This is a genomic window from Mariniflexile soesokkakense, from assembly GCF_039650365.1.
In the GTDB taxonomy this organism is placed as follows: Bacteria; Bacteroidota; Bacteroidia; order Flavobacteriales; family Flavobacteriaceae; genus Mariniflexile; species Mariniflexile soesokkakense.
The window spans coordinates 454,702-470,589 of sequence record NZ_JAZHYP010000002.1 but is presented as its reverse complement, the minus strand read 5'-3'; the positions used below and the strand labels follow the sequence as shown (position 1 = coordinate 470,589).

The following is a 15,888-nucleotide window of genomic DNA, read 5'->3' as shown; positions in this document are numbered from 1 at the left end:
CACAACGTTAAATGAGATTAAAATTTGCTTACCTATTTTTAATGATATGTTGTATATCCTGCCATGCTCAAAAAAGCAACAGTAAAACCAATATAGCAGATAAACCATTGTTTAGAGACCCTATTTTTGATGGTGCAGCCGACCCTTCCGTTATTTGGAACAAACACGAAAAAAAATGGTTTATGTTTTATACTAATAGGCGAGCAAAAGACTCTACAGCTAGTGGTGTTGCATGGGTACACGGTACTAGAATTGGTATTGCAGAATCTTTAGATGGGGCACATTGGACTTATAAAGACACTTGTAATATAGATTATCAAATTAAAGATGTTACACATTGGGCACCTGATGTTATTGAATATAAAGGTGTTTACCATATGTATTTAACTATCGTTCCTGGTATTTTTGAAGATTGGTACCACCCACGTTATATTATTCATTTAACAAGTAAAAATTTAACCGATTGGAAGTTTGAATCGCAATTAAAATTAGCTTCCGAACGCTGTATTGATGCATCTGTTTTTCAATTACCAAACGGTAAATGGCGTATGTATTATAATAATGAGAACGATGGAAAATCCATTTATTACGCCGATAGTGACGACTTATACCATTGGGTTGATAGTGGGAAAAAAGTTGTAAATGATAGGGGCGAAGGGCCTAAAGTATTTTCATGGAAAGGAAAAAACTGGATGGTTAACGATGCTTGGAATGGTTTGGGGGTTTATTCCTCTGAAGATTTTGTTAATTGGAATCGACAAGAAAACAACATTTTACAAATTCCGGGTACTGGATTAGATGATGCCGTTATAGGTGGGCATTCCGATGTTGTTGTTAGTGGAGATAAAGCTTATGTCTTTTATTTTACACACCCAGGAAGATTGTCGGAAAACAAAGGAAAAGACACGTATCAAACCCGACGAAGTTCCATTCAAGTAGCCGAATTGGAATATGTTAATGGTGAAATTATATGCAACAGAAACAAACCAGTAATTATTAAGATTAAACCGTTCTTTAAACATAAAAAAAATTAAATAGATGAAACACATAATTCTAGTTTTGGGTAGTATTATTTTATTTAGCTCAACAGTATATAGCCAAATAGGTGCCCGATTTCCATCTGAAAAAAAAGTAGTTATCGATTCAGTAACAGGAACCGAATTAATTTTTTTAACAAGTGAACCTAAGGGAGATTCTAAAATATATCCCACACACCCGCAATGGACATCGGACGGTAAATGGTTAATTTTTAAATCAAGAAGAGTACGTGGGGAGGCCATGGCGGTTAACGAAGAAACTGGTGATATAGTTCAAGTAACCGAAGGCGGTTTTACGGGCATGCTAAACATTGCTCAAAAATCAATGAAGTTATACTTTATGCGAAAGGCAGATAAAGATATAATGCAAATAGTAGAAGTAAATCTTGGCAAGGTTTTTACAGATAGTAAGGCGGGTGTTATGAAACCAATTTCAAATTACGAAAGAATATGCGGCACCACACCTGCCGATATGAAAGCTGGCGGCGATTTGGCACTTGATGCAGATGAAGAGTGGGTTTATTTTAAAATAGGTAAAGAAACCGCTGTAAAATACCTGAGTCCAAATGTTAAAATAGAAGAGAATTTTGGACCACGTAATATGGGTGCTGGTCCAGACGGAATAGCAAAAATGAATATTATAACAGGCAAAACCGAGCATGTAATTTCTGTGCCTTTTCAAATAGGACATATACAGACCAACCCATGGAATGCTGGTGAATTGGTTTTTTGTTGGGAAACAGGAGGGAAATCGCCACAACGCACATGGACGGTGTTGGCTGATGGTTCTGGGTTGCGTCCGCTATATCCCGAGGCTGATTATGAGTGGGTTACCCATGAAGCTGTTATAACAAAAGATGAGGTAGCTATGGCTATTATGGGGCATCGAAAAGTAGATATAATAGAAGATAAACCTGTAGAAGTAACAGAAAGCAAAGCTGTTAGAAACCCGGAAAACCCAGGGCAGGAAAGTAATTGGGGACCTTCGGGAACTCGTGAAAAACCAACCGGTTTGGCAATCGTTAATTTACGAACTAAAGAAATGACTATTGCTGGGCAAACCCCAAGTGGTAGTGGGTTGTGGCATGTTCACGGATCTAGCGATGGGCGATGGGCAGTAGGTGATGATTTTTCTAGAAGCGTTTACTTAATAGATAGGCATACAAGGGAAATGATGATGCTCACTACAGGGCATAAAGTAACTGCTGCAGATCATGCGCATCCATCTTTTAGTCCAGACGGAACAAAAATTCAAATTCAATCTGCGATGCTATCAAAAGATGATAAATCAATGAATATTTGTATCGTTCATGTTCCTAAGTCTTGGCTTGAAAGAACTTATTCAGAAAAATAGAATTAGTAACAATTAAAACCAAACGAAATACTGGATTCTACATAACAACTAAAAAAAATGATGAAGATAAATGCCTTTAAAATGAAATTAAAACCAGGTTTTGAAGCTGAATATAAAAAGCGTCATGATGAAATTTGGCCCGAATTGTCAGCACTACTTTCCAAAACTGGTATTCAAGATTACAGTATTTTTTTAGATGAAGAAACCTTAACGCTTTTTGCTGTTCAAAAAATAAGTAAAGATTTTGATGAAGCCTATTTGCCTAACCATCCTATTGTGAAAAAGTGGTGGGCATATATGGCAGATATTATGGAGACTAATCCAGATAATTCGCCAGTTGCCAAACCCTTAAAAGAGGTCTTTCATTTAGATTAATAACTAAAAAATGTTACTAATTCCAGAAATGAAAGTTGATTTTATGCTGATTTCAAGTTAATTGGAATTATTGAATGGTAATAAGTTTGCTATTTCTTTGGTGGTCTCTTCCTTTTATAACCAATAAGTAATTTCCAGACGCCAATTTGTTTCTGTCCAATAGGATGGAATTTTTCCCTGCAGGATATGTTTTTTCTGCGATGTTGAATACGTTTACTCCCATTAAATTATAGATAGAAACTCCTATTTTAGAAGTTTCTTTGGTGTGAAAAACAACATGCGTTTCAGTTGAAAACGGATTTGGGTAATTAAATACACCTTGTTCAACTACAAAATCATCCATACCTAAAGCAACAGACTCAAAAGCACCTAAATCTGGCGCAGCACCATTAAATGCTAAGCCAACATCGACTCCTTTATCAATTAAATCGCTGTCAGGTACCAGTTTCATAAAATCAATATCAGGTAAACTACCATCTGCTTTTCTTGGAGCGGTTAGTAAAGTCATATCTAAACTAACAAAATCTGAAGCATTGGCAACAAGACCATTTTGCCAACTATTGTTGGTTATATTTGTAGTAGTCGCAGAATAGCTATCGCCACCTGAAACTCCCGAAATGGATATAGTATTTTTAATAGTAAGTGAATTTGCTATGTTTGTGCTACTAAAGTTTATATTTCTTCCGTTGCTATATGCAGAACAATTGTAAAGCGTTACATCGCCACGGTTACTATTATGGTCAAAACCATCAAATACATTCCCTGCAGCAATACAATTTTTGTAGATGGCGTTATGTTTTAGTAGTTTATCATCACTACCGCCAGTTTTAAAGCCATTACCATCACCACCACCTATGGTGCCATTTTTTAAGTAACCGTTTCTAAACGCCCAACAATTTTCATGGGTAGTTGTAATATTATCTGCTGGTCTTAAGTATCCATCCCAGCCATCATCTAGATTTTGCCATGCACGACAACCAATAAACTTATTGCCAGTTCCTGCATCTAATTTACATGCAAAACCATCGGCATTTTCTATAGAAGAATCTGCATTATTAAATGAATCACAATTTAAAATGGTGTTGTTACTGCCTCCGCTTCCTATTTGAAGCCCAGAATCCTTACATTCACTAAAAGTGCAAAACTCTATTAAATTATTACTACCACCTATAAACATACCATTATCTCCAGCTCCAAAAATATCAATGCCTTTTATATGCCAATAGGAACCGGATAGTGTTATTGCACGATTGGATGAGTTTTCAGCCATGGACGAAAAATCTAGCTTTGCTCTTCCCGTATTATCAGGATGTGGAAGTATTGAAATAAGATTCGAAGAAGTGCCACTTTTTGAAATACTAATTCTAGAGGTGAAAACGTAATTTCCTTCTCTTATAAAAATATTGCCCCCAGCAGTTATTGCAGCAAGTGCATTTGTAAGCTCTTGTGGGGTGCTTACAACAAAATCGGCCACAGCACTATTGGATACAGAGGCGGTTGTTTCAATATTATGGTTTGATTTACTTAATGGGTTTTCTATTGGGAAAACAAAAAAAACATTTAAAAACAGTATGATAATTAGAGTTTTATGTGCCATGATTAAGTGATTTATAATGGAAGTATAAAGATAGTTACTTTAAATGTTAAAAAGTGTTTGTGGATTTTATTTCTTCATTAATATCATTTTTTAAGTTCCAAATACTCTTCTGTATAAAATTTATTACTCAATATTACTTCAAAGTTTGCAAATTCAAGATTTTCAATTAAGACCTATCTAAATTTAAACAACAAATGATTTGTTTTTTTATTTGAAACAGAGATCAAGTTGTTTAGAGATTTAATAGTCAAAATGTTTCAAAGCCTTATTTTGATTGGTATTGAAGTACGGTTTTCCTGTTTTATAAGTACAATATTCTCTATTAAAGGAAGCTTATTCCTTTTAATTTGCCTTCATAGTATTTTAAAATTTATTAACTAAAACTGTAATATGAAAGAGAAAGCGATTCTTTTAATTAATGTGTTGAAGGTTTATTTAAAAGTATGATGCCTGTACTTAAAAAAGTAACACGAACTACAAAACAAAAACCAACTAAAAAAACCAACTAAATAATAAGGCATGAAAATAAAACAGAATATTAAATACTACTTCTTTTTATTAGGAGTGATATTAACTTTGCCCATTTGTGCGCAAAGTAAGATTAGTATAGCAGGAGTTGTTTCAGATAAGGGAGGAATGCCGCTACCAGGCGTTACCATTATTGTAAAAGGCAGCTCGATAGGAACTACTACCGATTTTGATGGGAAGTATGAATTCTTGATTCCAGATGATGCTAAAGCACTGATTTTCTCTTATGTAGGGATGATTAGGCAGGAAGTTAGTATAGCTGGACAATCTACTATTAACGTTACGTTGCAAGACGACACCGAAGCATTAAATGAGGTGGTTGTAGTAGCTTTTGGTGAGCAGAAAAAAACCGATATGATAGGTGCTGTTTCAACCATAAGCGCCAAAGATTTACAAAAAATATCTACTAGTAACCTTACTACGGCATTAGCTGGACAAGCAGCAGGTGTAATTGCTTACCAACGTAGTGGAGAACCTGGAGAAGATAATGCAGATTTTTTTGTACGTGGTGTAACTACTTTTGGAACTCAGGCTAATAGAAGTCCATTAATTTTAATTGATGGTATTGAACTAACTTCAACTGATTTGGCGCGTTTGCAAAAAGACAACATTGCAAGCTTCTCGGTTTTAAAAGATGCAACTGCTACATCATTATATGGAGCCCGTGGTGCCAATGGTGTTATTTTAGTTCAAACAAAACAAGGGGTCGAAGGACCTGCTAAAATTTCGTTACGTGTTGAAAACTCAACTTCAGCACCTACTAGAAATGTTGAATTTGCAGACCCAGTAACGTTTATGAATATGCATAACGAAGCAGTGTTAACAAGGGATCCTCTAGGGCAAACACTTTATTCTCCTCAAAAAATAGAAAATACCATTAATGGTACAAATAAATATTTTTATCCAACTAATGATTGGAATGAGTTATTGTTTAAAGACCAAACCAATAATAGGCGCATGAACTTAAATGTAAGTGGTGGTGGTAAGGTAGCTAGATATTTTGTTGCAGGTTCGTACAATACAGATAACGGTATATTAAAAACACATAAACGCAATAATTTTAATAGTAATATTAAACTTAATACCTACACTTTAAGGTCGAACGTGAACATTGATTTATCTCCATCTACAGAGTTGGTTGTTAGGTTAAATGGTGTGTTTGACGATTATACAGGGCCACTTAATGGTGGTTCTGATGTTTATAAAATGGCAGTGCGCTCTAATCCAGTATTATTTCCAGCGTATTATCCAGTTGATGAAGATCATAAGTTTGTACGCCACATCTTATTCGGGAATTATGGTGATGGTAATTATTTAAATCCTTATGCTGAAATGGTAAGAGGTTATAAAGACTACTCAAGGTCTAGAATGTTAGCGCAATTTGAGATCAATCAAGATCTTTCAAGCGTAACTGAAGGGTTGAAGTTTAATATTATGGTTAATACTAACCGTAATTCGTATTTTGAGGTAAAAAGGTCGTATAATCCATTCTACTATGAAGCAGGAAACTACAACCCTGTAAACAACACGTATAGTTTAGAACAATTAAATCCAGATACAGGTACAGAAACGCTTGGAGACCCACAAGGGGGTGATATAACAGTTAGCTCAACGTTCTTTTTACAAAGTCAGTTAACTTATAGTAGAAAATTCAATGAAAAACATCAGGTAAGCGGCTTGCTGGTATATCGAATGAATGAAACCTTAGATAGTGATTTTAGTAGCCTTCAAACCTCACTTCCATTTAGAAATTTAGGAATATCTGGTAGGGGTACTTATGCTTATGATAATCGTTATTTTGCAGAATTCAATTTTGGGTATAATGGTTCAGAAAGATTTCATGAATCGCAACGTTTTGGGTTTTTCCCGTCGGCAGGTGCTGCTTGGACAATTTCAAACGAAAAGTTTTGGAAATCCTATAAAGATATCGTAAATAATTTCCGTCTTAGAGCTTCTTATGGTATTGTTGGGAACGATGGTATTGGATCGGCTGCAGATCGTTTCTTTTATTTATCTGAGGTTAACTTAAATGATGGAGGCAGATCGGCATCTTTTGGTAGGGAAAATGGATATACCAGAAACGGGGTGCGAGTTAGTAGATATGCAAATCCAGATATTACTTGGGAAATAGCTCATAAAACAAACATTGCGCTTGAGGTAAGTTTATTTAATAAATTGACCGTTCAAGCCGATTTTTTTAAGGAACGTCGTACCAATATTTTAATGGAAAGAGAAGCCATTCCTAGTACTATGGGCTTACAAACAGCAATTAAAGCCAATTTAGGTGAAGCTTCAGGTAGAGGGATAGATTTATCGGCTGATTTTCGCCATAATTGGAACGATGGTACTTGGTTTTCGGCTAGAGGAAACTTCACATATGCAACTAATAAATTTGAAATATATGAAGAACCAGATTACGATGAGTACTGGCGTTCCAGAGTTGGTAAATCAATTCAACAAACTTATGGGTATATAGCAGAGCGTTTGTTTGTTGATGATGAAGAAGCTCAAAATTCACCAACGCAAAATTTTGGAGGTACCGTAGTAGGTGGTGGTGATATTAAATATACCGATGTAAATGGCGATGGTGAAATTACAGAAGCAGACATGGTGGCTATTGGTAACCCAACGCTTCCTGAAATTGTTTATGGCTTCGGATTTTCATTTGGATATAAAAACTTCGATGTTTCTGCCTTTTTTCAAGGTTTAACTAATGAATCTTTTTGGATTGATCCAAATAGTATAGCACCGTTTGTTGCTTCTGGCGGTGGAGAAAATCAGGTCTTAAAAGTGATTTCAGACAGTTATTGGTCTGAAAGTAATCGGGATCTTTATGCTTTTTGGCCCCGATTAGATACACAAAAAAACGAAAACAATACACAGACTAGTACATGGTTTATGCGAGATGGGTCATTCTTAAGGCTTAAACAAGTTGAGGTAGGGTATAACCTGCCAGACAAAGTGAAAGAAACATTGGGTATGACTACGTTTAGAGTGTATTTAAATGCATCAAATTTATTAACGTTTAGTAAATTCAAAAAGTGGGATGTTGAAATGGGCGGAAATGGCTTAGGCTATCCTATACAGCGTACAGTGAATATAGGAATGAATATTAGTTTTAATTAATTACAGACTATTTGTTTTTAAATAATTTAAAAAATGAACAAAATGAAACAAAATAAAATATGGAGTTTAATTGTTGTTGCTTTTATCTCTCTAGGATCTTGCGACAGCTACCTTGATGTGGTGCCAGATAACTTGGCAACCATTGATGATGCATTTAGTTTGCGTGTAAATGCAGAGAAATACCTTTTCACCTGTTATTCTTATATGCCTAATCATTCAGATCCTGCAAGTAATTTTGGGTTAGTTGGAGGCGACGAAATATGGGCGTTTAACTCAGCACCAGGGTCATCTAAAAACTTTGAGCATCGCATATTCGATACAGCAAAAGGGGGACAAAATAAAATAGACCCTATAGGTAATGAGATATGGGATAATATGTATAAGGCTATTCGCGACTGTAATATTTTCTTAGAAAATATTGATATAGTTCCAGATATGGATTCTCTTGAAAAAAGAGAATGGATAGCCGAGGTGAAGTTTCTAAAAGCCTATTATCATTTTTATCTAGTTAAACATTATGGACCAATTCCAATAGTAGACGAAAGTTTACCAATTGATGCAACTATTGATCAGGTTCGTGTATCACGCCAACCGGTGGATGATTGTTTTAATTTTGTTGTAAGTCTTCTTGATGAGTCTATTGAAAACCTACCACTTGAAATCACAGACCCTATTGCTTCTTTAGGAAGAATAACACAGCCTATCGCATTAGCATTAAAAGCAACAGTATTAACGTTTCATGCAAGTCCGCTTTTTAATAAAAATACAGATTTTGCAGCATTGGTAAATAATGATGGTACGCAGTTATTCAATCAAATTTATGATGAAACAAGATGGGCAAAAGCAGCAACTGCATGTAAAGAAGCTATTGACCTTTGTGAGAGTCTTGGTTTTAAATTGCACGAGTTTCAAAATACCATAGGAAAACCACTTTCAGATGCCACCATAACACAGTTAAGTTTAAGAACTGCCATAACTGAAAAATGGAATACAGAGATTATCTGGGCAAATACACAAAGCATAGTAAGTAGTTTGCAACGTTTTGTAACACCTTTTGTAGATGAGACAAATACAGATAATTCACAAATTAGACACGAATTAGGGACGCCATTGAAAATTACAGATCAATATTACACAAAAAACGGGGTGCCTATTGATGAAGACAATACTTGGAATTATAACGATAGGTTTAGTACTAAAGTAGCTGTATCTGCAGATTATCCAAATATTCATACTAATTATGAAACTGCAAGTTATAATTTTGATCGTGAGAACAGATATTATGCAAATATTGGTTTTGATGGAGGTATTTGGTATGGACAAAGAAAGTTTGATGAAGGAGATTTGTTCTATATACGCACCAAAGCTAAACAGCAAAACAATAGTAATGCAACTGGAAGCTATATTAAAAAATTGGTGCATTATGAAAACGTACAAACCCCACCCACAAGCTATTCAGTAAATTCATATCCTTGGCCAATAATTCGTTTGGCAGATTTATATTTATTATATGCCGAAACATTAAACGAAGCCAATGGGCCATCAAGCGAGGTTAAATTGTATATAGATAAAGTTCGTGAACGTGCTGGTTTAGATAGTGTTGATAATGCTTGGGCTAATTTCTCAACCAATCCAACAAAACCTCAAACAAAAGAAGGTTTAAGGGCTATTATACAACAAGAGCGTAGCATAGAGCTTGCATTTGAAGGAAAACGTTATTGGGATATTCGACGATGGAAAATAGCCCCAGCTATTATGAATAATGATGTGTTAACTTGGAACTTAGATCAAGAAACAGCAGCGCTTTATAGCATACCAAGAGTTGTATTTACACAAAAGTTTGGAACAAAGGATTATTTCTTGCCAATTAAGGATAGTTACATTATTCGAAACCGAAATCTAGTGCAAAATTTAGGTTGGTAAAATAAGAATTATAAAAAACATAAATCATGAAAAGCAATTTAAAATATATATTCGTTTTTTTCTTATTGATAGCATTGGGCTGCCAAGAAGAAGGTCGTGAAGATTTAACCGATAAGTCTGGTAGTGCTCCTGCACAAATTAGTGATATTGAAATCACGCCAACTCCAGGAGGAGGTGTTGTGAAATATGAAATACCTAATGATGATAATTTTCTTTATGTTAAAGCTGTTTACGAAGCACCTGCTGGTGTAACCCGTGAAGCTAAATCTTCTAAATATGATAACGAATTAATATTAGAAGGTTTTGGAGATACCAATACTCATAATATAAAATTTTATAGTGTAGGAAGAAACACAAAAGAATCAAAAGCCATTGAGAAAAGTTTTAATCCCTTAACACCTTCAATATATAATGTTGCAGAAACAATTGAGATGAATGCTGTTTTTGGAGGGATTGAAGTTTTATACAATAATTTAGATGAAGCCAATATAATTCTGCAAGTTTTGGTAGATACTTTAGGTACTTCTATAGAGTATGTGCCTTATGATAAACTTTATACAAAACTACCTAGTGGAAGATGGGTTCTAAGAGGTTTTGATGCAGTAGAAACTAACTTTGCATTAATAGTTAGTGATCCTTTTGGAAATAAAACCGATTTAATTAAAGTAACATTAACACCTTTATTTGAAATTGAAATTCCGAAAGATGACTTTGCAGATTTAAGGCTTCCAACAGATTCTAGATCTTTGCGCTCTAAAAATCCAATCACGCATTTATGGGACGGTGTTATAAATTCTAATAGTAATTTTTGGGCTTCAGATCAAAACCAAGACCCTATGCCTAAATGGATTTCTTTAGATTTTGGGAATAAATATATATTAAGTAGATTAAAAATGTGGCAGCGTGGAGACGAAGAATATACAGATGGAAATTTGCCTACTGATTGGGAAGTTTATGGCTCAAATAATCCGAATCCAGATGGTTCTTGGGATAATTGGACATTTCTTTATCAATTTGGCAGACCGTATAAGCCTTCGGGCTTACCCCACAAGCAACGTACACAAGAAGATATTGACTATGCTCGAGCAGGTCTTGATTACGAATTTACTGTTATTCCACAAGGATACCGTTTTTACCGCTTTAAGTTTAATGAAACTTACGGAGCTGGGGCATTCGTTATTATTACCGAAATGACCTTCTGGGGAAAACTTGACGAATAAATATTAAATTTAAATGTAAAAGAAATGAAAAATAATATTAAATATATAATTATAGGCATTCTAGCCTTAGGGATGTTTGCTTGTCAGGATCAAACCGATATTTATGAAGGGTTTGTAAAATCTTCATCAAATAAAGTTTATCCTGGAAAAGTATTAAATCCAGTAAGCTATTCTGGAAAAAACAGAATAAAAATAGAAGTATTAACACCAGGCGACCCATCTGTTAAAGAAGCACGTGTTTTTTGGAATTTCTTTACCGATTCTATTTCGGTTCCAGTAACAGAAACAAATAAACTTATGGAAGTCTTGATGGATAATATGCCAGAAAACACATATTCATTAGTTATTAAAACGTATGATGTAAATGGAAATATTTCTGTGCCAGTAGAGGTGTTTGGAACATCATATGGAACTAACTACGAAAAACTTATTTCTAACAGAGAATTAATTAGTGCAGTGCCAAATTTAGTTACAGGTACTTTAACGCTTGAGTTTGGTACAGCAGATATTTCAAATGGAGCTGTTGAAACACAAATTAAGTATATGAATAGTTCTGATGCAGAAGTAATTGCAACACTGCTTGCAAGCGAAAAAACCATTACCATTACCGATTATAAATCTGGTGGTGAATTTTCTACAATTTTTTTGCCTAACGCTACTTGTATCGATACGTTTAGTACAGATTGGTCTAGTATATAAAATCTTTATTGAATTTTATGATTTTTTGGGTTTGATATTATTTGGAAACATTAATATCAAACCCAAAGTATTAACTAATGTATTAACAGAAACCACAAAAATATTCTTAGATAGAATACCCTAACGAAAAATTATGAAATATAGTTATCGGATTTTTTCTTGTTTTTTCTTGCTTTTAATAAACACTGTCAATGCTCAAAAGGCTATTGGGAATTTTGAAAAAATACTTTTTAAAGAAGGAAATGAATTAAATATAAAAACCACAAAAGCTTCAATAATTCTAGAGTTTTGTACACCATCCATAGTTAGAATTAGAACTAGTTGGAATAACAAGTTTGAAGAAAATGAGCATTGGATGGTCTCTAATTATAGTTGGGATACTACTCTCTATAACTTAGAAGAAACAAACACCCATATTACAATAGCAACAGAGACATTAAAAATTAATGTAAAAAAGAAACCTTTCTTAATTCAAATTTTTGATTCTAAAAATAACATGCTGTCTTCAGAAGTTAGCGAGAAATCTAATATAAACTTAGGAGCTTTCCAAAATGGAAAAACTGTTGGGGTAGTAAAGAAGTTACAAAAAGATGAACATTTTTTTGGTTTTGGAGAGCGTATGGATTTTTTAGATCGTCGCGGTAAAAAGCTGGAATTAAACGTGGGTAGAGGCTTAGGGAAGCCACATATTATTGGTGCATATAATGTTTTAGATGCTAATTATAGTCCCATCCCATTTTTCATGAGTACTAAAGGTTATGGCGTATTTTTTCATAACGCGTACCCAACAACATGGGATATGGGTTCAAGCAATTCAGATACATACAGTTTTCAAGCCGAAGAAGGAGAGTTAGATTATTATTTCATTTACGGGCCAACATTTACCTATATACTGGATAGTTATACAACTATAACAGGTAAATCACCATTATTGCCAAAATTTGCTTTAGGATTACATGTAGGTACATATAGTGGAGGAACTTGGGGTCAAGAAAAATATACATCAACAGATTATGTAGTTAATCTTGTTAAAAAGTTTCGAGAGTTACAGATTCCTATTGATATTTTACATCTAGACTCCACATGGCGTATTTTTGGTAAAAGTGGAGGTAAAGGTGCTACGACTTTCGAATGGAGAGACACTTTTAAAAATCCAGAAAAAATGTTTTCAGATTTGTATGATTTGAACATAAGCATGGTGGGTCTTCATTTAAGGCCACGGTTTGATAATGGTAAGGAATTACAATTGTTGGACGAAGCTAGAGAGAAAGGGTTTGTATATCCGGAAGAAGATAATGCTGGTGAATTTGTTAATTTTTTCGATAAAAAATCGGTAGATTGGTGGTGGGAAAACGGTGTAAAGCGAGTAGCAGAACAAGGTGCGATGTTTTTAAAAACCGATGAAGGTAGTGCTTTTGGAAGGAAAGCAAACGAGAGTAACAAAGTGGGGCCACAAGGAGAAGGGGTTAAAGCACTACACAATTTGTTTCCTATAGCTTATGCTAAAGCGCCGTATGAAAAGTTTCAAGAATATAATGGTATAAGAGGAATGAACCATACCCGTGAAGGGTATGCAGGGATACAACGTTACCCGTTTATTTTTGCTGGTGATTGGCCAAGTGAATGGCAATACTTTGAACCTGTTATAAAAGCAGGTTTGAATATTGGGCTTTCTGGTGTTGGTAATTGGTCGCATTGTATGGGAGGTTTTGAGCATGTTGCAGACCCAGAATTGTATATTCGTTGGTGTCAATTTGGTTTGCTAAGTCCAATAGCGCATTTATTTGGTATGGAACATCCTAATTATAAAGAGCCATGGAATTACGGCGATGAAGCATTACGTATTTTTAAGAAATACGATGAAATACGTTATAGTCTAATTCCTTACTTATATAGTCATTCATATCAAATGTATGAAAAAGGAACTCCATTAATGCGTGCCTTAGTATTAGCATATCAAAACGATGTGAATGTTTATAACATAACAGATCAATACATGTTGGGCGAGAGTTTAATGATTTGTCCTGTAACTCAAAAAGGAGCTCAAACCAGAATAGTTTATTTGCCAGAAGGAATTTGGACAGATTATTGGACAGGAAAAACTTATGAAGGCAAGCAGTCTTACAATATATTATGCCCTATAGATCAAGTGCCTATTTTTGTGAAAGAAGGAGCTATTATTCCAACGCAAGAAACTGGAAATTATGTTGGAGAGAAAGAAATTACGCAATTAATTTTAGATGTTTATCCAAATAAGTCAAACACATTTACTATTTATAATGATGATGGTAAAAGTTTAGAATACCAAAACGGTAATTTTAATACAACAATCATATCATCTGAAGTTCTAGAAAACAGCATTTCATTAAAAATCTATACAACTAAAGGTGAATTTAAAGGAAATGAATTAACATATATAGTAAAGTTTCATTTACCTGAAAAACCAATTGCTGTTAAAATAAATGATAAGATTCATTTAATTGAGAATGATGGAGATGTTTTATATAAAGACGGTGTGTTATTGGTTTCTTCTAAATTAACTAATAAAGAAGATATTAAAATAGTTGTAAATAAGTAAATAGAGTATAGTTGTTTAGTTTAGTAAGGAGAGCCTTAGTTTGTTGTAATTCAATAACCTAGGGTTTTCTTTTGAAATAAATTTAATCGGCACGATTTTCTGCCTTTATTAGTACGATACTCCATATATTCAAAAGTAGTTCATGTTAATTTTATCATTCTAACAATTAAATTAATTAAGACATGAAAAAAAACTATTTAAATTTTTTAATGGTATTATTGCCATTAACAATGATTGCGCAGGTTACCGTTAACGACACTATTTTAAGTAAGATTGACCCTCTAAAGGTAGCTTTTTTAGTAGATGTAACAACCTCTTCTACGGCTGTAGAAGGTAAATTAGACATAACTTTTACCGTGCCATCATTTGATGCAGGAGGAGAAACACTAGACGATGTAGAGAGCGTTGAGTATAAGTATGGATTTACTGGAAGACAAAGTAAATTAACCGAGAATACTGTAATTGTTCCTGTACCAGTTGATTTTGCTAGTACAGGTTTTATTAGTATTCCCCATAATTTGACATATACAGATAAAAGGCCATACTATTACACAATTAAAGTTCTGTATAAAGCAGGGTCTAATTCGGATATTAATGGAGGTAGTACGTCGTCTAATAGACCAACACGCTCATACCCTATGTGTTATTTGCCAGGTACAGGAGTTGAAACCATAGATCAAATGAGCGATGGTTTTTGGTTAAAAACAACCGTATATACTAACTTTCCTGATGAGGAAAGTGCTATATTAAGATTGGATTTGGTTGATAGCCCAAATTATGGTTCTAACCCGTTCTATGTTTTAACTGATTATATTTGGACTAGCCGTCCTGTAAACCCTGCATCTCAACTAGCTTATTTTGATAAGGTTTATGTAGATAATGATGATGATTTTTCTACGGATAAAGTGAATTTGGCATCTATCCAAGGAACTTCTTATGATACTCATGATACAAGAACTTTTTTTGGTGGAGAAAGTTCTCAATTTATTAGAATATACAAAGAAGGGACTTTGCATGCAACTAAGGGAGTTCCTGAGGCCAATATTGATGCTAATGGGTACACATATGTTACTTTTGGCGGCGATTTAGGGGGTAAAATTAAAGATGATAATGGGGGTGTTTCCGTAGGGTCTACTGTTGCTATTCCTGTTAAACTTACGGCGTCTCTAGGTGTAAGTGATGCCGAATTTGAGAACGTATCAATTTATCCAAATCCGTCACCAGGTTTGTTTTCTATCCATGGAATTAAGAATATAAAAAAAGTGAATGTTTTTGATGTAACAGGAAAGAATATTTTTTCAAAAAAAGACACTGGATTGGTTGATTTATCAAATAATTATAGAGGTCTTTATTTTATGCAAATAGAAACAGAAAGAGGTTCTATTACTAAAAAAATTATAATAGACTAAAGTGGGTTTTGTTAATTAGATAAAAAGGTTTCATGTTTTTCG

General features: G+C 34.2%; 10 protein-coding genes. 9 read left to right on the top strand and 1 reads right to left on the bottom strand.

Annotated elements, in window-relative coordinates:
* The first annotated feature begins 11 nt into the window (after positions 1 to 11).
* The 3 genes from VP395_RS05810 to rhaM are packed head-to-tail and all read left to right on the top strand — an operon-like array spanning position 12 to position 2,766.
* Entirely contained in the window at positions 12 to 1,034 is a 1,023-nt protein-coding gene (locus tag VP395_RS05810) for a family 43 glycosylhydrolase (RefSeq protein ID WP_346240806.1), read from the top strand.
* 4 nt (positions 1,035 to 1,038) lie between these two features.
* Positions 1,039 to 2,391: a TolB-like translocation protein gene (locus VP395_RS05805; protein ID WP_346240805.1), complete on the top strand. Its 1,353-nt coding sequence runs from the start codon at positions 1,039 to 1,041 to the stop codon at positions 2,389 to 2,391.
* A gap of 60 nt (positions 2,392 to 2,451) precedes the next feature.
* On the top strand, positions 2,452 to 2,766 hold the full coding sequence (gene rhaM / locus VP395_RS05800) for an L-rhamnose mutarotase (RefSeq protein ID WP_346241009.1): 315 nt from the start codon (positions 2,452 to 2,454) through the stop codon (positions 2,764 to 2,766).
* A 67-nt stretch (positions 2,767 to 2,833) separates the two neighbouring features.
* Here the strand turns inward: rhaM and VP395_RS05795 are convergent, their stop codons facing one another.
* Positions 2,834 to 4,363, bottom strand: coding sequence for a right-handed parallel beta-helix repeat-containing protein (locus VP395_RS05795; protein WP_346240804.1), 1,530 nt, complete (start codon positions 4,361 to 4,363; stop codon positions 2,834 to 2,836).
* Between the two features lie 519 nt (positions 4,364 to 4,882).
* On the opposite strand from VP395_RS05795, the gene VP395_RS05790 reads away from it, so the two are divergent.
* The 6 genes from VP395_RS05790 to VP395_RS05765 all read left to right on the top strand — a co-directional run bounded on the left by VP395_RS05790 (position 4,883) and on the right by VP395_RS05765 (position 15,846).
* Positions 4,883 to 8,017: a SusC/RagA family TonB-linked outer membrane protein gene (locus VP395_RS05790; RefSeq protein ID WP_346240803.1), complete on the top strand. Its 3,135-nt coding sequence runs from the start codon at positions 4,883 to 4,885 to the stop codon at positions 8,015 to 8,017.
* Between the two features lie 42 nt (positions 8,018 to 8,059).
* Positions 8,060 to 9,940, top strand: a complete 1,881-nt coding sequence (locus VP395_RS05785) for a RagB/SusD family nutrient uptake outer membrane protein (protein WP_346240802.1) — start codon at positions 8,060 to 8,062, stop codon at positions 9,938 to 9,940.
* A 26-nt stretch (positions 9,941 to 9,966) separates the two neighbouring features.
* Entirely contained in the window at positions 9,967 to 11,160 is a 1,194-nt protein-coding gene (locus VP395_RS05780; protein WP_346240800.1) for a DUF5000 domain-containing lipoprotein, read from the top strand.
* Between the two features lie 24 nt (positions 11,161 to 11,184).
* Positions 11,185 to 11,859: a DUF4998 domain-containing protein gene (locus VP395_RS05775; protein ID WP_346240799.1), complete on the top strand. Its 675-nt coding sequence runs from the start codon at positions 11,185 to 11,187 to the stop codon at positions 11,857 to 11,859.
* A 133-nt stretch (positions 11,860 to 11,992) separates the two neighbouring features.
* Positions 11,993 to 14,437: a glycoside hydrolase family 31 protein gene (locus tag VP395_RS05770; RefSeq protein ID WP_346240798.1), complete on the top strand. Its 2,445-nt coding sequence runs from the start codon at positions 11,993 to 11,995 to the stop codon at positions 14,435 to 14,437.
* 182 nt (positions 14,438 to 14,619) lie between these two features.
* A complete protein-coding gene (locus VP395_RS05765; RefSeq protein WP_346240797.1) occupies positions 14,620 to 15,846 on the top strand; it encodes a T9SS type A sorting domain-containing protein in 1,227 nt (408 codons plus the stop codon).
* Positions 15,847 to 15,888 lie beyond the last annotated feature (42 nt).

What these genes read in the sequence shown, in the direction of transcription:
- rhaM (WP_346241009.1), top strand. Translation starts at nt 2,452, where the DNA reads ATGAAGATAAATGCCTTTAAAATGAAATTAAAACCAGGTTTTGAAGCT.
- VP395_RS05770 (WP_346240798.1), top strand. Translation starts at nt 11,993, where the DNA reads ATGAAATATAGTTATCGGATTTTTTCTTGTTTTTTCTTGCTTTTAATA.
- VP395_RS05790 (WP_346240803.1), top strand. Translation starts at nt 4,883, where the DNA reads ATGAAAATAAAACAGAATATTAAATACTACTTCTTTTTATTAGGAGTG.
- VP395_RS05810 (WP_346240806.1), top strand. Translation starts at nt 12, where the DNA reads ATGAGATTAAAATTTGCTTACCTATTTTTAATGATATGTTGTATATCC.
- VP395_RS05780 (WP_346240800.1), top strand. Translation starts at nt 9,967, where the DNA reads ATGAAAAGCAATTTAAAATATATATTCGTTTTTTTCTTATTGATAGCA.
- VP395_RS05785 (WP_346240802.1), top strand. Translation starts at nt 8,060, where the DNA reads ATGAAACAAAATAAAATATGGAGTTTAATTGTTGTTGCTTTTATCTCT.
- VP395_RS05795 (WP_346240804.1), bottom strand. Translation starts at nt 4,363, where the DNA reads ATGGCACATAAAACTCTAATTATCATACTGTTTTTAAATGTTTTTTTT.
- VP395_RS05765 (WP_346240797.1), top strand. Translation starts at nt 14,620, where the DNA reads ATGAAAAAAAACTATTTAAATTTTTTAATGGTATTATTGCCATTAACA.
- VP395_RS05805 (WP_346240805.1), top strand. Translation starts at nt 1,039, where the DNA reads ATGAAACACATAATTCTAGTTTTGGGTAGTATTATTTTATTTAGCTCA.
- VP395_RS05775 (WP_346240799.1), top strand. Translation starts at nt 11,185, where the DNA reads ATGAAAAATAATATTAAATATATAATTATAGGCATTCTAGCCTTAGGG.